16 protein-coding genes are annotated in these 18,346 nt (G+C 65.2%); 2 read left to right on the forward strand and 14 right to left on the reverse strand.

Going from position 1 to position 18,346, the window contains the following annotated elements; genetic code table 11:
- Nucleotides 1-37: 37 nt before the first annotated feature.
- The 4 genes from ACIP21_RS14060 to ACIP21_RS14075 all read right to left on the reverse strand — a co-directional run bounded on the left by ACIP21_RS14060 (nt 38) and on the right by ACIP21_RS14075 (nt 5,623).
- Entirely contained in the window at nt 38-1,282 is a 1,245-nt protein-coding gene (locus ACIP21_RS14060; protein WP_400688358.1) for an OprD family porin, read from the reverse strand.
- Nucleotides 1,283-1,435: 153 nt separating this feature from the next.
- The gene (locus tag ACIP21_RS14065) at nt 1,436-2,968 is read right to left on the reverse strand and encodes a UxaA family hydrolase (protein WP_400688360.1); all 1,533 of its coding nucleotides are present in this window, start codon (nt 2,966-2,968) and stop codon (nt 1,436-1,438) included.
- 65 nt (nt 2,969-3,033) lie between these two features.
- Nucleotides 3,034-4,221 carry a mandelate racemase/muconate lactonizing enzyme family protein gene (locus ACIP21_RS14070; RefSeq protein ID WP_400688362.1) on the reverse strand — a complete coding sequence of 396 codons (1,188 nt, stop codon included), beginning with the start codon at nt 4,219-4,221 and terminating at the stop codon, nt 3,034-3,036.
- A 16-nt stretch (nt 4,222-4,237) separates the two neighbouring features.
- On the reverse strand, nt 4,238-5,623 hold the full coding sequence (locus ACIP21_RS14075) for an MFS transporter (RefSeq protein WP_400688364.1): 1,386 nt from the start codon (nt 5,621-5,623) through the stop codon (nt 4,238-4,240).
- A 282-nt stretch (nt 5,624-5,905) separates the two neighbouring features.
- On the opposite strand from ACIP21_RS14075, the gene ACIP21_RS14080 reads away from it, so the two are divergent.
- Entirely contained in the window at nt 5,906-6,934 is a 1,029-nt protein-coding gene (locus ACIP21_RS14080; RefSeq protein WP_400688366.1) for a LacI family DNA-binding transcriptional regulator, read from the forward strand.
- A gap of 12 nt (nt 6,935-6,946) precedes the next feature.
- On the opposite strand, the gene ACIP21_RS14085 is transcribed toward ACIP21_RS14080, so the two are convergent.
- The 10 genes from ACIP21_RS14085 to ACIP21_RS14130 all read right to left on the reverse strand — a co-directional run bounded on the left by ACIP21_RS14085 (nt 6,947) and on the right by ACIP21_RS14130 (nt 16,571).
- The gene (locus ACIP21_RS14085) at nt 6,947-7,876 is read right to left on the reverse strand and encodes an alpha/beta hydrolase (protein ID WP_400688368.1); all 930 of its coding nucleotides are present in this window, start codon (nt 7,874-7,876) and stop codon (nt 6,947-6,949) included.
- Nucleotides 7,877-7,891: 15 nt separating this feature from the next.
- Nucleotides 7,892-9,172: an OprD family porin gene (locus ACIP21_RS14090; RefSeq protein ID WP_400688370.1), complete on the reverse strand. Its 1,281-nt coding sequence runs from the start codon at nt 9,170-9,172 to the stop codon at nt 7,892-7,894.
- A gap of 39 nt (nt 9,173-9,211) precedes the next feature.
- Nucleotides 9,212-10,081: an aldose 1-epimerase gene (locus ACIP21_RS14095; protein ID WP_400688372.1), complete on the reverse strand. Its 870-nt coding sequence runs from the start codon at nt 10,079-10,081 to the stop codon at nt 9,212-9,214.
- A gap of 82 nt (nt 10,082-10,163) precedes the next feature.
- The gene (locus tag ACIP21_RS14100; protein ID WP_400688374.1) at nt 10,164-11,252 is read right to left on the reverse strand and encodes a mandelate racemase/muconate lactonizing enzyme family protein; all 1,089 of its coding nucleotides are present in this window, start codon (nt 11,250-11,252) and stop codon (nt 10,164-10,166) included.
- Entirely contained in the window at nt 11,249-12,058 is an 810-nt protein-coding gene (locus ACIP21_RS14105; protein WP_400688376.1) for an NAD-dependent epimerase/dehydratase family protein, read from the reverse strand. The genes ACIP21_RS14100 and ACIP21_RS14105 overlap by 4 nt, the downstream gene beginning before the upstream one ends.
- Nucleotides 12,059-12,092: 34 nt before the next feature.
- A complete protein-coding gene (locus ACIP21_RS14110; RefSeq protein WP_400688377.1) occupies nt 12,093-13,382 on the reverse strand; it encodes an MFS transporter in 1,290 nt (429 codons plus the stop codon).
- An 88-nt stretch (nt 13,383-13,470) separates the two neighbouring features.
- A complete protein-coding gene (locus tag ACIP21_RS14115; RefSeq protein WP_027608972.1) occupies nt 13,471-13,764 on the reverse strand; it encodes a Dabb family protein in 294 nt (97 codons plus the stop codon).
- 13 nt (nt 13,765-13,777) lie between these two features.
- Nucleotides 13,778-15,184: an aldehyde dehydrogenase (NADP(+)) gene (locus ACIP21_RS14120; protein ID WP_400688379.1), complete on the reverse strand. Its 1,407-nt coding sequence runs from the start codon at nt 15,182-15,184 to the stop codon at nt 13,778-13,780.
- A 127-nt stretch (nt 15,185-15,311) separates the two neighbouring features.
- The gene (locus ACIP21_RS14125) at nt 15,312-15,758 is read right to left on the reverse strand and encodes a nuclear transport factor 2 family protein (RefSeq protein ID WP_400688381.1); all 447 of its coding nucleotides are present in this window, start codon (nt 15,756-15,758) and stop codon (nt 15,312-15,314) included.
- 3 nt (nt 15,759-15,761) lie between these two features.
- Nucleotides 15,762-16,571, reverse strand: coding sequence for a ribonuclease activity regulator RraA (locus ACIP21_RS14130; protein ID WP_103469154.1), 810 nt, complete (start codon nt 16,569-16,571; stop codon nt 15,762-15,764).
- 175 nt (nt 16,572-16,746) lie between these two features.
- Here ACIP21_RS14130 and ACIP21_RS14135 point away from each other — a divergent pair, with 175 nt between their 5' ends.
- Nucleotides 16,747-18,312: an IclR family transcriptional regulator C-terminal domain-containing protein gene (locus ACIP21_RS14135; protein WP_400688383.1), complete on the forward strand. Its 1,566-nt coding sequence runs from the start codon at nt 16,747-16,749 to the stop codon at nt 18,310-18,312.
- Nucleotides 18,313-18,346: the final 34 nt, after the last annotated feature.

Raw genomic sequence — 18,346 nt, forward strand, 5'->3', positions numbered from 1 at the left:
ATACCCGGCGGCCACTCCTCGTACATGACCTGAGCGATCAGAACAGCGGCAAGGTGTAACTCACGATCAGCCGGTTCTCATCGATATTGCGTTGGTAATTGGAGCGCAGCGCAGCGTTGCGCCACAGCACGTTGACGTTCTTCAGTGGTCCGGACTGGATGGTGTATCCCAGGTCGGTATCGCGCTCCCACTCACGCCCTTCCCCGGCGAAGGTGGCCGGGTTTGCATGATCGGCATGGTTGTAACGGGTCGAAAACGTAAGTCCCGGAATGCCCAGGGCGACGAAGTCGTAGGCATAGCGCAGCTGCCAGGTGCGCTCGCCGGTTTCCATGAAGTCGGCGGCCATCATGTAGTTGGTCAGATAGGCGTCGGTGCCGATCAGGTAAGGCATGGCCGTGGAGCCAGACAGCCCCTGATAGGCGACGCCTAGGGTATGCCCGGCCTGGCTGTAGCTGAGCAGCACGTTGAGCGTGCGGTTGTCGACCGGGCCGGCCAGGGCCTCGCCCTTGTCGTCGCTGATGAAGTAGCGCGCATCCAGAGCCAGCTTGCCGGGGCCCAGCGCGGTGCTGCCGAGCAGGCCGAAATAGTGCTGGCCGTAGATCTCGTCGAGCTCGCCGTATTGGTAGCTGAGGCTCAGGTTGGCGTTGACCACGTAGTCCACGCCGCCCATGCGGAAGTCGTCAGCCTCGGGCGCGCCGCTGAAACGCCGGTTCTTGTTGACCAGGCTCATGGCCTCTGTATGGGAATAATCACGCTTGGTGGTGCGATCGATCTGGGCGTAGGTGAGAGTCAGGTTATCCAGCTCTTTGGAGGTGAGCACACCGCCCTGGAAGGTCTGCGGCAGGATGCGGCCAGTGCTGGAGGCGATGGTCGGGTACTTGAGCAACTGGGTGCCGATCTTCAGCTCGGTCTTCGACAGCCGCGCCTTGGCGGTGATGCCGAACTTGCTGTACTGGTCCGGGGCGCGACCGTCGTCGCCCACCGGGAGCAGCCCGGTACCGCTGCGGCCTGGGCCTGAGTCGAGCTTCAGGCCGAGCATGCCGAGGGCGTCGACGCCAAAGCCGAGAGTGCCGGCGGTGTAGCCGGAGCGGAAATCGAGGATGAAGCCCTGGGCCCATTCTTCGCGCTTGGAGATGCCGGCGTCTTCGCGGAAGTCGCGGTTGAGGTAGAAGTTCTGGGCTTTCAGCGAGGCCTGGCTATCTTCAAGGAAACCTTCGGCGTGGGCCGGGAGCGTAGCGGACAGCAGGATGGCAGCGGGCAGCGTCTTGTTGTTTTTATGCATGACAGGTCCCTTGGCCGGGTTTCGCACCGGCCATTGTTGTTGTGATTTTCCGAGAGGGCCCTTTCGCGGCTAAAGCCGCTCCCACAGGGACTGCACAGCCCCTGAGATCAAGGTGAACCTTGCGGGAGCGGCTTTAGCCGCTAAGAGGCCGGGTCAGGCGAGCACGCCTATCTGCCACGGGCAGAATTCATCCTCGCCCAGGCCGTTGAGCTCGCTCTTGGTCGCCTCCCCCGAGGCATGGGCGAGCAGGCGCTCGAAGATTTCCTGGCCCATCTGGGCTATGGTCTTGTCGCCGTCGATGATCTGCCCGCAGTTGATGTCCATGTCGTCACTCATGCGCTGGTACATGGGCGAGTTGCTGGCCAGCTTGAAGGTCGGCGCCGGCACCGAGCCGAAGCACGAGCCACGGCCGGTGGTGAAGGCGATCAGGTTGGCGCCGCCGGCGATCTGGCCGGTGGCCGAAACCGGGTCGTAGCCGGGAGTGTCCATGAACACCAGCCCGTGGGTCTTCACCGGGTGGGCATACTCATAAACATCCATCAACGGCGCGTTACCGCCCTTCTTCGCGCCGCCCAGCGATTTTTCCAGCACGTTGGCCAGGCCACCGGCGTTGTTGCCGGGGCTGACCCGGCCATTGATCTGGGTATCGCGGCCGCGGTTGTACTCCAGCCACCACTCGATGCGCTCGATCAGCTTACGGCCCACCGCTGGGGTGGCAGCGCGGGCGGTCAGTGTATGCTCGACGCCGAAGATTTCCGAGGTTTCCGAAAGGATCGCGGTGCCGCCATGGCGCACCAGGATGTCCACCGCTGCGCCCAGCGCCGGGTTGGCCGAAAGGCCGGAGAAACCATCCGAGCCACCGCACTGCATGCCAATCATCAGGTGCTCGGCGGACACCGGCTCGCGTCGCGCCTGGTCGGCCTTGGGGAGCATACCTTCGATCAGCGCGATGCCCTGGTCGGTGGCGCTCTTCACCCCGCCGACGTCCTGGATCACCAGCTTCTTCAGCATGTCGCCTTCCACCAGCCCTTCCTGCTCGAAGAAGCCATGGATGTTGTTGCGCTCACAGCCCAGGGCGATGACCACCGCGCCCACGGTGTTGGGGTGCTTGATGTAGCCACCGATGGTGCGGCGCAGCAGGTCCATCGGCTCGCCGGTCATTTCCATGCCGCAGCCGATTTCGTGCACATAGGGCACCACGCCATCGATGCTGGGAAAGACGGCCAGGCGGCGCTCGTCGAAGTGGTTGGCGATCTTGCGCGCCACCGTGGCGCCGCAGTTGCCAACAACGAACACGCCCAGGTAATTGCGCGTGGCCACGCGGCCGTCTTCGCGGACGATGCCTTGGAAGGTCGCGCGCTGTTCGGCCGGCAGCAGGTCGGTGGGGATGTAGTCCAGGCCGTAGCGGTAGTCGCGGTCGGTTTCGCCGAAGGCGATGTTGTGGCTGTGCATCCAGGTACCAGGCCGCAGGTCCTCGGCGGCATAACCGATTACCGTGTTGTACTTGAGCACCGGCTCGCCCTTGGCGATCAGCCGGGCAGCGACCTTGTGCCCCAGCGGCACAGCTTGCTGGGTGATGACACCTTCACCGGGGATGGCGGTGCCGGCAGGGATTTCGATGCGCGCGACCACGACATTGTCGGCGGCATCGAGGCGAATGACGGGGCTGACTTCACGGTGACTCATGGTGTTTTCCTATGGATGCTGTCACCCATGGCGGTGGCGACACAAGCGCCACCGCCATGGCTTGCTCAAGGGCGTTTGCCGAACTCGATGCGGTGCTGGGTCCAGGCCTGGGCCTGTTCGCTGAGGGAGAAGCCCAGGCCCGGGCGGTTGGGCACCCACATGCGGCCTTCGCGCAGTTCCAGCCGCTCGTTGAACATTGGTTCGAGCCATTCGAAGTGCTCCAGCCATGGCTCTTCCGGGTACGCTGCTGCCAGGTGCAGGTGGATCTCCATGGCGAAATGCGGCGCCAGCTTCAGGCCCTTGAAACTGGCCAGGTTCATGATCTGCAGGAACGGCGTGATACCGCCGACCCGCGGCGCATCGGGCTGGATGAAATCGCAGGCGTTGGCAGTGATCAGCTGGGCGTGCTCGTTGAAGCTGGTGAGCATTTCGCCGGTGGCGATGGCGGTGTCCAGCGACGCGGCCAGGGCGGCGTGGCCCTCGACGTCGGCGCTGTCCAGCGGCTCCTCGATCCAGGTCAGGTCGAACTGTTCGAGCTTGCGGCAGAAGCGTTGAGCGGTGACGCGGTCCCATTGCTGGTTGGCGTCGACCATCAGCGGGAAGCCTTCGCCCAGTTGCTCACGCACCGCCTGCACACGCTTGAAATCGATGCTGGTGTCCGGTTGGCCGACCTTGATCTTGATGCCGCCGATGCCGTTGCCACGGGAGGTCTGTACGTTTTCCAGGACCTTTTCCAGCGGCGTCGACAGGTAGCCGCCGGAGGTGTTGTAGCACTGCACCGAATCGCGGTGAGCGCCCAGCAGCTTGGCCAATGGCAGGCTGGCGCGCTTGGCTTTCAAGTCCCACAGGGCAATGTCGAATGGCGCGATGGCCTGGGTGGTCAGGCCACTGCGGCCCATCGAGGCGCCGGCCCAAAGCAGCTTGTTGTAGAGCTTGGCGATGTCGTTGGGGTCCTCGCCCAGCAGGGTCGGGGCGATTTCCTGGGCGTGGGCGTACATGCCCGGGCCGCCAGCACGCTTGGAATAGCCGAAGCCGATGCCTTCATGGCCTTCGCGGGTACGGATCTCGGCGAAGATGAAGGCGATTTCGGTCAGCGGCTTCTGCCGCCCGGTCAGTACCTTGGCATCGCTGATCGGCGCGCCCAGGGGCAGCACGGTGTACGACAGCTTGATCCAGGCGATGCTGTCGGTGGTCGCTGGCCCGGGTTGCAGGGCAGCGATCTTCGGGTCGATGTAGACGTTGCTTTCGATCATGGCGTGGTCCTCGGAATCACTGGGCGTCGGCAGGTTTGCCGGTCAGGTCGGAAAGTTGCAGGCGCTGGATGCGGCCAACGATCACCAGGTAGGCGAACGCCGCCAGCAGGCCGTGGGCGCCGACATAGATGAGTGCGCTGTTGAACGAGCCGCTGGAATGCAGCAAGTAGCCGATCACCACGGGGGTGACGATGCCGGCGGTATTGCCCAGGGCGTTGAACACGCCACCGGTCATGCCGATCATTTCCCGCGGGGCGGTGTCGGCCACCACGCTGAAGCCGAGGTTGCCGAAGCCTTTGCCGAAGAAGGCCAGGCTCATCACCGCGATCACCAACCACTGCGCATCGACGTAGTTGCACAGCATCATGGTCGAGCTCAGCAGCACCCCGGTGATGATTGGCGTTTTACGGGCAATGCTCAGGGACTTCGTACGGCGCAACAGGTAATCGGAGAAGAAGCCCGACGACACCGCACCGATCAGCCCGCACAACGCCGGGATGGATGCCACCAGGCCGGCCTGGAGGATGTCGAAGCCGCGCTCCTTGACCAGGTAGATGGGGAACCAGGTGACGTAGAACCAGGTGACCGCGCTGACGCAGTATTGGCTGATGAACATGCCCAGCAGCATGCGACTCCTGAACAGCAGGCCGACTTCGGCCAGCGAGTTGCGGCGCTTTTCCTTGGGCAGCGCGGCCTGGGCTTCGAGGTCGACCAGCGCTTCACCCTTGCGCAGGTAGTCGAGCTCCTCGCCATTCATCTTCGGGTGGCTGACCGGCAGGTAGTAGTTTTTCCACCAGATCGCGGCGATACCGAAGCCGACGATGCCCATGACGATGAACACGTATTCCCAGCCGAAGGCGTAGCACAGCCAGCCCATGAACGGGGTGAAGAACGCCAGCGAGATGTACTGCGCACTGTTGAAGATGGCCCCGGCCATGCCCCGCTCCGCCGACGGGAACCAGGACGCGATCACCCGCGTCGAGGCCGGCCCCACCGGCGCCTCGGCCACGCCCAGCAAAAAGCGCAGAGCCAGCAGCAGCGGCACGATCATGCCGACGAAGTGCACCAGCCCCATGCACACCGTGAAGACCGACCACACGGAGATGGCCAGGGCCATGGTTTTCTTCGAGCCGAAGCGGTCAGCCAGCCAGCCGGAGGGGATCAGGAAGATCACGTAGGCCCAGCTGAAGATCGAGAACAGGTAGCCCATTTCCACCGAGCTGATGCCGAGCTCCTTGCTCATGTCGGAGCCCGCCACCGACAGGGCTGCGCGGTCACCGCTGCTCAAGGCCAGGACCATGGTGATCAGGGCCAGGATCAGATAGCGATAGCGGGTAGCCGTGGTGGATGCGGCCACGGCGCCGGGGGCAGGCCCGGCGGCGTAGGTATCATGATTGTGCATCGCGGTTGCCTCATTGTTTTTATTGGCGTCGTGCAGGGCCTTGCACCGGCACCTGCTTCGAATCTTGGCAGTTTGCAGCCCTTGGCAGAGCTGTTTCCGACCAATGACAGCGTTATCAAATGACAGCGCTGTCATTAATCCTAGGCCTTATTCTTCGGGGGTTGCAAATTGGCTTTGCGGTGAAATTCCCACGCACTGGGAATGCTGCAAAAGAACAGGAAAGCGTGCGCCGTTCCGGTAGAATCGACCCACCCGCCCAACCCGCCTGCCTTGAGGCTTCGCATGCTGGAAACGCCCGCAATCACCACTGGACTGAAACTGGGCCCCGCCACGCTCGACGACGTGGCGAAGATGGCCAAGGTCTCGCCCATCACCGTTTCCCGGGTGATCAACCGCCCGGAACTGGTGTCGGAGAAAACCCAGAAAAAGGTGCGCAATGCCATCCGCAAGACCGGGTATGTGCCGAACATGCTTGCTGGCGCCCTGGTTTCGCAGCGCAGTCGGCTGGTCATCGTGGTGGTGCCGAATGTGGCCAACCGCGCCTTCGTCGACACCATCACTCAGCTCGGCCAGCGCCTGGCCACGGCGCGCTACCAGTTGCTGCTGAGCCAGTCAGACCTGGCAAACAGCAGTGAAGCGGAACTGATCGATGCGATCCTCGCCCGCCGCCCCGACGGCATCGTGCTGACCCGCCAGCTGCAAAGCCCTGAAGCGCGGGAAAAACTGATTGCCCGTGGCATTCCGGTAGTGGAGACCTGGGAGCTGACGCAGGACCCGATCGACACTGTGGTCGGTTTTTCCCACGAGGCCGTTGGCCAGGCCATGGCCGAGCACATCGTCGAACGCGGCCACCGCCGCGTGGGCCTTGTCTGGAGCGACGACGCCCGCGCGACCCAACGGCGCCAGGCGTGTGTCGATACCCTGCGCGCCGCTGGCGTTGAAGTGGTCGCCTGCGAGCTCGAAGCAGTGCCGGTGAACATGGGTCACGGCCGTGAGGCCATGGCTCGACTGATGGCGTCCAGGGTGCCGATGGATGCGGTGATCTGCAGCATCGACCTGCTCGCCCAGGGGGTCATGGCCGAGGCCCAGGCCAACGGCCTGCGGGTGCCTCAGGACCTGGCGGTGATGGGCTTCGGCAACCTGGAATTCGCCGCGCATACCCACCCGCGCCTGAGCACGGTGAATGTTGACGGCGGGCGCATTGGCCTACGTACGGCGGAGTTGCTGCTGCAGCGAATCGAAGGCAGCCTGGGGCGTGGGCAACAGGTGGAGGATGTGGGCTTCAACCTGGTGGTTCGCGAAAGCACCTGAGGGCTGCACGCGTCAATCGCCAGCCCAGCGCTGCAGCTGCGCCGCCATGTGATCCCAGGCCTGCTCGACCTCGGCCACCCCGAATGCGCGCAGGCTCGAATGCACCATGCCCTCGCCCACCCAGGCTCGGGCCACCTCTCCCGCCGCCACCAATTCATCGACATAGGCCAGCCCGTGATCGCACAGCGGGTCGACTCGTGCAACCAGCACCAGCGCCGGTGCCAGCCCGGCAAAGTCTTCAGCTTCCAGCGGCATGGCGCAGGGGTCATTACGCTGCGGCGCTGCGGGCACGAAGCCAGCCAATGACTTCATCAACCCCGCCACCGTCATCATCGGTGCCTCGGCGTGTTCATGCATCGATGGCAAGACCTGCCGAGCCGTCAGCACCGGATAAACCAGCAACTGCCCCCGCGGCTGGTCCAACCCGTCACGGCGCAATGCCATGCACAGGCCCGCAGCCAGCGTGCCACCCGCGCTGTCCCCCGCCACCATCAGGCACGCCGTGCTGAGTCGGGAGTCGACGACCCCCGCCCGTAAACCGAGCCATGCCTTCAGGCAGTCCTCCAGCGGCGCCGGATAGGCATGCTCCGGCGCCAGCCGGTACTGCACGGCAACGATCGCCAGCGGCACCCGCTGCATCAGGGCATGGGCAAACCAGTCATGGGTGTCGAGGTTGCCCAGATCCCAGCCGCCGCCGTGCAGGTACAGCAGCGTCGGCCACCCCCCGGGCGGCACTTCGCCCAGGGGTGTATAACAGCGCAGGCGCAGGCCATTCAGGTCGATATCGGCCACCTGCCAGCCCAGCGGCCGCGGTGGCGTGCAGGCACGGCAGGCAGCGAGAAAGGCTTCGCGCCGGGCTGCTAGGCTGTCGTCACGCGGGGCGAAGCGCCGGCTATTGTCGATGTAGGCCTGCATGGCAGGGTCGAGCGGACGGGATACCACGGGCAATCCTCCAGGTCAGAGCAAGGGCAAGGTGTAGGCGATGATCACCCGGTTTTCATCACGCCGGCCGGTGGCATCGCCTTGCAGTTCGACGTTGCGCCAGCGCAGCGCCAGGTTCTTCAACGGCCCGCTCTGGATCACGTAGGTGATGTCCAGGTTGCGCTCCCATTCGCTGCCGTCCTCGCCGGCCACCTTGAAGTTGTCGCCCTTCACGTATCGGGCGAACGCCGTCAGCCCCGGTACACCAAGGGGCGCGAAGTCAAGGTCGTAGCGGGCCTGCCAGGAGCGCTCCTGGGCGCGGTCGAAGCGCAGCACCTGCACGGCGTTGGCCACCCCGGGCAGGTCGGTGTCGTGGATGAACGGCAAGGCGCTGTCACCGGCGTTGTACTGGTAGCCAAGGCGGAAGGTCTGGGCGCGCAGGTTGGCGCTGAGCATCGCCGAGGTCATGCGACTATCGAGCTGGCCGGCCTTTTCGCTGCCAGATTCGCCGGTGTCGAGGTAGTTGAGCGTGCCGGAGAGGTTCCAGTCACCGGCCTTTACGGTGTGGGTGCCGGTGTACAAGGTTTGCTGGTACACATCTGCCAGCCGGCCAGTCCACACCCCAAGCGAGGTCTGCGACGTGGCGCGCCAGGTGCCACCGAGGTAATCGAAGCGGTCGCTGAACACGCTGTAGTAGTTGCCCACCTGGATATCCCGGGCGCCGGCAAATTCGCGCTGGTTGACCCGGCGCATCTGGCCCAGGCCGATGTCAAGGTTGTTCAGCTCGCGAATATCCAGCATCGCACCCTCGAAGAACTGCGGCAGCAACCGGGCGTCACCGGAACTGACCAGCGGAATCTTCGGGAACAGCCCGCCCACCTTGAGCTCGCTCTTCGAATACTTGAACTTGACCGCCGCCGTGGCCTCGGAGAAATCGTCCACCGAACGCGGGTCGGCATTGCGCGGCCCGCCGGCACGGTCATAGGCCCCCGGCAACAGCCCGGTGCCGCTGCGCGAGGGCGACGAGTCGAGCTTCAGGCCAAGGCCTGCGTACACATCCACGCCCACCCCGACCGTCGTATCGGTATAACCCGACTCACCCTTGAGGATGAAACCCTGCGCCCACTCCTCCAGCTTCGACTGGGCAGGCTTGGTCGAATCGCGCAGGTCGTGGTTGTAGTAGAAGTTGCGAAAGGTCAGGTTGGCCTTGCTGTCTTCGAGGAATGCACCCTGGGCATACAGCGGGCCGAGCCCGAGCAGCAGGGACAAGGGTTTTGCAACGCGAGCGAAGCCCGCTCCAGTCGAGGAGTGTTTCATTGTTGTTGTGCTCTTCTTATAGGTATGTGAGGTGTTGCGTCAGCGGTGTTGCCAGATGAATTCGAGGGTGGCCTCAAGGCGCTGGCCCGGGGCGAGTTCATGGGTGCCGGTTTCGGCCCAGCTATCGCGGGGCTGGTTGAACGCGTCAGCCAGGTGCGATACCGGCTCCAGGCACAGGTACGCGCTGCCGACCGGGGCGAAGGCGACGAAGTGGTTCAGCACCTGTGAGGCCTGCAAGTGCAAATGGCCATTGGTGTATTCGAGTTGCAGCTGGCCATCCCAGCGCGACTGGTAATGCGCCAGTGCCGCGCCGGCATCGGCTTCGATCGACCAGTCGTTGGCACCCTCCTGATATGCGCCGGTAGCCAGGTACTCCCCATCGATCTGCCATTCGCGCCCGGTGCGGTAATGCACGCGCATACCAGGGTGGCGCTGGAAATACGGGTGCAGCCCGAGGCCGCCAGGCATGGGCGTCTGCCCCAGGTTTATCAGCACCAAGGTGATGCGCACGCATGCGCCGTCGAGTGCGAAGTGCTGTTCGGCGCGAAACGCCCAGGGCCAGTGCTCGCCTTGATAGTCGCAGGCGATGCTCAAGTGATCGCTGCCTGAAGTCACCACTTGCCAAGGCTGGGTGTGGGTCACCCCATGCAAGGTATGGGGCCGAGCAGCCGGATGCGCAGGCAGCGCGTGTTCGGTGCCGGCGAACTGCAACCGCGCGTTCCGGATGCGGTTGGAGTACGGCATCAGCGGGTAGGCGCCGGCCCGTGGCCAGTCCAGTGGGTCGAAGTGGCTGGCGTTGATCGGCAGCAGGATATCCAGTCCCTCGGCATTGAGGTGGGCGATACGCCCGCCCCAGGCCGGCAGCGCGCCCAGCGACCAGGTGGCATTGCTCAGAACCACGGTGTGCATAGAAACTCCAATGCCATTTTTCAGGCATGCACGGCCCCTGCCGCCGTGCCGAGGCACGGCGGTGAAGCGGTAAAGGGTCGGGCTAGCGGCGGAAGCGCTCGGCCACTTGCAGGTCGATGTCCAAGCCTAAACCTGGGCCCTGAGGGATCTGCAGCTGGTTGCCCTGGCGCAGTTGCTCCACCGGGTACAACCAGCCAGCCGGCTCGACGAACAGGTATTCCACCTGCGGCACCCGCCGCTGTACCGCGGCCAGGTGCAGGGTGGCGATCAGGCCCGGGCCGAAGTATGGGCAGTGCGGCAGAATCACCGCCTCATGCTGCTCGGCCAGGCGGTCGATGCGCAGGCATTCGGAAATACCGCCGACCTTGGTCACGCTGGGCTGGATGGAGTCCACCGCAGCAGTCACCAGAGCCTGCTCGAACTGCACGGCAGTGCACCAGTTCTCCCCGGCAGAAATATCCACGCCCTGCCCGCGCAGACTGCCCAGGGCGGCGAAGTCCTCGGGCGGAAAGATCGGCTCTTCCAGCCAGGCCAACTTCAGCTCTGCCAGCGCCGGCAGCCAGTCGCGGGTGCCCTGCACCGTCCAGGAACAGTTGACGTCAGTGGACAGCGGCACGTCATCGCCAATGGCACGTCGGCAAGCGCCGATTTCATGCAGGGTGGCCTCGTGCAGCTTGATGTCGCTGAACCCCTGTTCCAGCGCTTTTTCGCAGGTGGCCGGGGCCACCTGGTCATCGCCGTAACGCACCAGGCTGGCGTAGGCCGGTACCTGTTCGCGATGGGCCTGGCCGAGCAGGCGGTGCAACGGCAGGCGCTGCCGGCGGGCGGCCAGGTCCCACAGGGCGATATCGAGACCGGAAATGGCGAACATCGTCACGCCGTAGCGGCCGAACAGGTGCAGGCGCTGCTGCAGCTCCAGATTCAACGCAGGAATGTCGGTTACCTCGCGGCCCAGCACTTGAGGCGCCACCAGCCGGTCGATCAGCGCCTTGGTGGCGTCGGCGACGAAGTAGCCGAACGCTTCGCCCCAGCCAACGTTACCCAGTTCGTCCTCAACGCGCACCAGCACGTTCTCCAGCGTGCGCCAGGCCGAAGGTGTTCCACCCACCCCACGACCGCCGTCATGGAAGGGGATTTCGACGATCTGGGTATCGATACGGACGATCTTCATGCTGGCTCCAGAACACTGGCCAGGGCCACGCCGGCATAGGCGCCACCCACATGGTCACGACCGGAACCGACCGAGGCCATGGCGTCATAGGCGAGGAAGTTGTCGGCCAGGTGCTCGGCCGCATCGTCCTGCGGCCGGTAACCGAGGGCGCGGGCACGGTTGTTGTGGAACAGCGCCTGGGGGCATTCCGACACGCCGTAGACGATCTCGTGACGCACCTCGGGGTGCTCCAGGCCGATCAGTACCAGCTGAGCCAGGTCGCGGGCACTGGTCCACAGGCGCAGGCGACGGGCATCAGCGACCTTGGCGTCGGCATTGCCGATGCGCACGATGAACGTGGCCAGCTCGCTGCGCTGGGAGAAGGTGGCGCAGGCCGCTTCGCCGAACACCTTGCTCAGCGCGTAGTAGCTGTCCGGCGCCACCGGGTGGTCGTCGAACTGTTCGGCAACCTGCGTGGGGTACTGGCCCAGCACATGGTGGCTGCTGGCGAACACGAAGCGCCGTGCCCCGGCGCGCTGGGCGGCCTCGAGCAGGTACAGGGTGGCGTGGTAGTTGGGCTCCACCGTGGCCTGGAACTGGATATCGGTACCGTGGGCACAGGCCAGGTGCAGCACGGCATCGACACCCTCGCAGGCCTGGCGGACGAAGGCCGGGTCAGTCAGGTCGCCAACCAGGGCGGTTTCATTGGCGGTCAGCTCGCTGACCGGCCGGCGGTCCAGCAGGCGCAGATTGAAGCGCTCGCGCAAGTATGGGCGCAGGGCGGTTCCGACGATACCGGCGGCGCCGGTGACTAGAAGCGTAGGCATGGTGTATTCCCGTAAAACGTGGGTAGCAGTCAGTTCAGGCGGTGGCGATGACGTTGGCTTGCCGGGCCGGCTTCTGGCCGACGAACAAGGCCACGATCAGCGCACCGACGATGCCGAGCCCGGCGGCCAGGCCGAAGCCGCTGCCGTAGGTGCCGGTGGACTGGATGATGAAGCCGGTCACGGTCGGCGCAACGATGCCAGACAGGTTGGCCAGGCCATGCATGAAGCCACCGGCGGTACCCACCTGATGGTCCGGCACGGCGTCCTGGATCAGCGACCAGTAGGCGGGCGCGGTCAGCATCAGGAAGCCGATGGCCACGGTCATCACCACCACGGTGCTGGTAACGCTTTCCACTTGCCCGGTCAGGCCGATGCACACCGCAGCCACCAGCAGGCAACTGACTAGCACGACCTTGCGCGAGAACAGCTGCTTGCCGGTGCGCTTGTACACCCAGTCGATCAGCAGCCCGCCACAGACGAAGCCAACGGTGCCCACCAGCCACGGCAGTGCGGTGACGATGCTCATGGCCTTGAGGTCGATGCCCTTGGCCTCGATCAGGTAGCTGGGGAACCAGGTCATGAAGAAGTACAGGATGTAGTTGTAACAGAACAGCGAAACGCCAGTGACCAGGACCGAACGCTGCAGGATGATCTGCAGCACCGGGGTGCGCGGAGCGTCAGCGACGGCAGTGACCGGGGCTTCACGGCCCTCGTTGATCAGCGCCAGCTCTTCGGCCGACACCTGCGGGTGCTCCTTGGGCGTCGAGGCCGCCAGGCGGTACCAGGCGATGGCCCACAGCACGCCGATGACAGCGATCACCACGAAGGCCACGCGCCAGCCCAGCCACAGGGCGAGAAAACCCACGATCGGACCCGCCAGGGCGCCGCCCAGCGGGCCGCCGGCCTGGTTGATGCCGATGGCGCGGGCGCGCTCCTTGATCGGGAACCAGCTGTTGACGGTCTTGTTGGCGGTGGTCGAAACCGGGCCTTCGCCGACGCCGAATAGCGCGCGCACGATCAGCAGTGACCAGAAGTTGAAGGCCAGCGCGGTAGAACCGCACAGCAGCGACCAGAAGCTCATCGACCAGGTCAGCACACGTTTGGGCCCGAAGCGGTCGGCCAGGTAACCACCGACGAAGCAGAACAGCGCATAGCCGAAGAAGAAGCTGCTGAAGATCATGCCCTTCTCGGCGGGTGTGAGGTGGTACTCCTGGGTAATGAACGGCATGGCGATCGACAGGGCAGCGCGATCGACATAGTTGATGATCATGGCCAGGAACAACATGGTCAGGATCGTCCAGCGGTAGTTGTTTTTCTTGTTCATGTACGACTCCGCCCGGCACCTGTGATGCCGGATCTTTTTTGTTATTAACGCCTGGCCCCCGCAGAGGGCCAGGTGCCTCAGGGGTCAATCAGACGCTGTAATCCACCGCCACCCACTCGAAGTACTGCTTGAGGTCGGCGACCAGGGCCTGGTGCGCCGGGTGTGGCAGGTAACGCTGTACCGCGTCGGCGTCGTCGAAGCTGGACTCGAGGATGTAGTCCCAGCAGATCGGCCGATCCAGTTCATTGGCCGCGACGCGCCAGTCGCGGATGAAGTCGATTTCTTCAGTGAGGTCGCGCATTCGCGCCACCAGCACCGACTCCAGTTCAGGCTGCGCTTCGACGCCCGGCAGGCGGCGGAACAGCACGATATGTCGCATCATCGCCCTGCCCTCCTCAACCCAATGCCCAGGCCGGTGCGTCCTGCAGCGCAACCGGGCGCAGGAAGCGCTCGATGGCGGCAAAGCCGACCGAGGTGGACTGTGGCGCGGTGGATGACGGCCATGGTCCGCCGTGCTGCTGGGCGTGACACACGGCGACGCCGGTCGGCACGCCGCTGAACAGCACGCGCCCGGATACTCGCTGGGCGGCGCGCAGCAGCTGGCGGTTGTCGGCGTTGTCGGCCTCCAGGCCCCACAGGGTAGTGGTCAGGGTGCCGCCGATGGCGTCGAGCACGTCGGCCGCCTGGGCCACGGAACGCGCGGTGACGATCAGCGCCGCCGGGCCGAACATTTCTTCACGCAAGTGAGCGTTGGCAATGAACGATGCCGCGTCGGTGGCGAACAGCCGTGGCGCCGGGCCAGCGCCATCGGCCTGCGGGGCGAACACTGCTGCGGCGTTGGCAGCGACCGTGGCAGCTGCCGCCTCGAAGCCCTGCTGCATGCCCGGGGTCAGCATACGGTGCGTGGTGATAGGCGCAATGGCCTCGGCCAGCTGGGCGACGAAACGCTGACTGTGGGGTGAATCGAGCAGCACGATCACGCCGGGGCTGGTGCAGAACTGGCCGCAGCCCAGAGTGATCGAGCCCGCCAGGGTCTTGGCCAGGGCCTCGCTGCCTTTTTCCAGCACCGACGGCAAGGCCACCAGCGGGTTGATCGAACCCAGCTCGCCGAAGAACGGCACCGGACGTTCACGGTCATTGGCGGCCTGCCACAGGGCTTTACCACCCTGGTAGGAGCCGGTGAAGGCCACGGCAGCGATTGACGGGTGCTGGACCAGGTAGGTGCCGGCGGCACGATTGGGCGCTTCGGCCAGGGTCAGCAGGCCTGCCGGCAGGCCCTGGGCGTGAACAACGCCTGCGGTCAGGGCGAACACTGCGCGGGAAAGTTGCGGGTGACCGGAGTGCGGCTTGATCACCACCGGGCAACCGGCGGCCAGGGCCGAGGCGGTATCGCCGCCCAGTACCGAGAAGGCGAACGGGAAGTTGCTGGCCGAGAACATCGCCACCGGACCCAGTGGGCGCTGCACGCGGGTCAGGCGTGGACGGCCGGCAGGTGGCGCACCAGCGATGGCTTGGTCATCGACCTGACGGTATGGCACACCAGCTTCCACTTCGCTGGCGAAGCCGCGCAGCTGGAAGGCAGTGCGGGCCACTTCGCCGTTCAGGCGGGCTTCACCGAGGCCGCTTTCGCGGTCGGCGATGGCGACCAGTTCGGCTTGCTGCTGTTCCAAGGCATCGGCCAGGCCACGCAGCAGGGTGGCACGCTGGGTGGCGCTGGAATCGGCCCAGAAGTCAGCAGTGGCGGCCGCTTGGGCGACGACTGCGTCGATGGCAGCGAAATTCGGGTTCTGCGGGGTGGTCATAAGGAACTCCTTCAACAATTGCGGTGCGGCCATTCGCGGGCAAGCCCGCTCCCACAGGGACAGCACAGGGTTCAGCAGCCGTGCAGTACCTGTGGGAGCGGGTTTACCCGCGAAGAGGCCAGTGGCCTTAACGCGCCTTCGGCTCCAGGTGATACCCCCGGCCGACATAGTCGAAATCGACCAGTTCGTTGATCAACACGTCCTTCTCGGCCGGCGACGCGTAATAGGCGCGGATTTCCTTGATCAACCCGCTCTGCTCGTCGAACACGTACCACTCATCACCGCGCAATGCCGTACCCAGCTTGCTCTTCCAGTGGGTCCACTCGATTACCGCCTCGTTGCTGTCGTGGCTGACCAGGATCTTCTCGATGGTCCACTGCGAGCCAAGGTTCTCCACGCACCACACCCACTTGCGAGCGATCGTGTCGGCCGTGCGCCACGGGATTTCCGGCAACCCCGAGGGGAAGTAGTGCACCGCGTCCGGGGTGAAGCACGACACCAGCTTGTCGTAGTCGCCTTCATTGCAGGCGTCGAAATAGCGGCGGATCAGTTGTGCATGCTTGTGCTCGATCATGGCTTAGCCCTCCTCGCGGTCGATGATCGACGGGATGGCCGGGCGCCCGGCGGCGACCCAGGCGTGGTAGTCGGACACCGACGCAGGGCTCGGCGGGTACACGCCCCACAGCGCTTCGCCTGCGGCAATGCGCATGGCCAGGTAGCCTTCGATGTCGTCCTGCACGCTGCACACCTCGGCCAGCTCTTCAGCCAGATGCGCCGGCACTACGGTCAGGCCGTCGGCGTCGCCGACGATGATGTCGCCCGGGTATACGGCAACGCCGGCGCACCCGATCGGTACCTGCAGGTCGGCCACGTGGTGATAGGAAATACGCGTAGTGGCGGTGATCTCACGGGCATAGGCCGGCAGGCGCATGGCGGCAATCTCGCTGCCGTCGCGCAGTGCGCCGTCGGTGACGATAGCTTTGGCGCCACGGGCCAGCAGGCGGGTCACGAGGATGTTGCCGGCTGACGCGGCAGCCGGGTCGTTGCGGCTGTCGATCACCAGCACGTCGCCCGGCTGGATCTGCTCCACGCCCACCCATTGCAGGTTGTCGTCGTTGGGTTTGGTGGTCATGGTCGAGTAGGTGTCGATGTCTTCACGGGCGGGGATGAAGCGCATGGTGAAGGCACGCCCGGCGAATGGCTTGGCATCGGGGCACATGGCGCGCAGGCCGACCAGGGCTGGCTGACGGAACCCGCGCTTGAACAGCTGGGTGGTCAGCGAGCCGCTGCTGCAGGTGGCGAGCTTGGCCAGTACTTCGTCGCTGACGACGACCTGTTTGCCGGAGACGCTCTCATGGGCATCGGCGTAGTTGTGGATGACGGACATTGTTGTAGGTTCTCCTCGCGGGTTCATCCGATGGGCGGCCAGGGAAAATTCCCAGCATATGGAACATGCATTCACTGAAAGCCCTGCTGAGGCCGATTCTATGGCGGATAACCGGGAGAAAAAGGGGCAGAATGAGCACTCAGGCAGCCGAGTTCCAACAGATGGGAATCAAACAATGAAAACAGGTGAAGGCACCGCCGCGCTCGAAAAGGCCCTGGACGTGCTCCAGGCCATTGGCGCAACCGCCACCGGCATCAGCCAGGCCGAGCTGGCCGAGCAGGTGCCGCTGCCGCGCACCACCCTGTACCGCATCATCGCCACCCTGGTGGAGCGCGGCATGATTCGCCGCGACCCGACACGCAAGGTCTACCGCCTGGGTTTCAATTACCTGGAGATGGTCCGCAACGCCTACCTGGAACCGGACCTGGTGGCTGCCGCCAGCACCGAGCTGCGTGCCCTGCGCGACCTGACCGGCGAAACCTCCTACCTGGCGGTGCTCGATGGCAACCAGGTGCTGTCGCTTGAACGCTGCGAAGGCGCCCACACCCAGCGCTCGGCTGCCAGCCTCGGCCAGGGCAAACCGGTGTACTGCACCGGCCAGGGCAAGGCGATCCTCTCCGCGCTCTCCCCTTCGGCCCGCGACGAAATCCTCAAGGGCCTGGTGCTGACGCCACTGACACCGCTGACCATTACCGATCGTCGCCGCCTGTTGGCTGAACTGCAGATCACCCAGGCGCGCGGCTACGCCCTGGACGACGAGGAAATCCGTCTGGGCATCCGCTGCGTCGCCGCGCCGATCGTCGACAAGCAGGGCCTGGTACGCGGTGCGCTGAGCGTGGCCGGGCCGGCTTACCGCCTGACGCTGGAGCGGCTGACCCTGCTCGGCCCGGAACTGGCCGACGCGGCGCGCCGGGTCGGCGAGCAACTGCGCCCGGACAACGCCCCACGCGCCACCGGCGAGCTTGGTGTGGTGCCAGGCCCTTGGGCATTTCACGGCGCGTTCCCTCGCTGGCACGCGGACCAGCGCATGCTGTACTGGGCCGACACCCTGGCCCCGGCCATTCATTGCTGGGACGGCCACAGCAGCCGCCTGCTGACCCGCCTCGACCTGCCGGTGCGCGCCATGGAACTGCACCCCGACGGCCTGCTGGTGGCCCAGGCCGGCGGCTGGTCGCTGATCGACTGGCAAGGCAACGAGCATCCCCGCCAGGACCTGCTGGGCAGCCGCCTGCTGGCCTTGGCCACTCACCCGTCCGGCGCGTTGTGGGCCTGCGCCAAGAGTGGCAACGGCTGCCTGATCGGTGAGCTCAGTGCCGAGGGCGAGCTGCGCCATGGCTGGTCGTTGCCGGAGACGGTCAGTGCGTTTCGCTGGGACGCCAAGGGCAGCGCGGTGTATGCCTTGGCACCGGAGGCCGGGGACATCCTGCGACTGCAACCGGGAAGCAGCAGCGTGCGCCGGCTGGCTTCGCTGCCACGCGGCGGCGGCAGCCTGGGTGGGCTCGCGCTGGATGGCAAAGGGGGGGTGTGGACCACACAACTGGAAGGCTGGAGCCTCGCGCGTTTCGATGCCGACGGCAACCTGGACCGAATGATCGGATTGCCGGTGCCGAGCCCGACCGATCTGTGCTTTGGTGGGGAGGATGGCACCACCCTGTTCATTACCAGTGCCCGCCATGCCCTTCAGCTGGAAACGTTAGCCAGTGCGCCTAACTCGGGGTGCCTGATGCAAATGCAGATCTGAAGCCAGTCGTTGTCTGACACGGTGCTGGAGAAGC

The sequence above is a fragment of the Pseudomonas sp. NPDC089401 genome (assembly GCF_044749485.1).
GTDB lineage: Bacteria > Pseudomonadota > Gammaproteobacteria > Pseudomonadales > Pseudomonadaceae > Aquipseudomonas.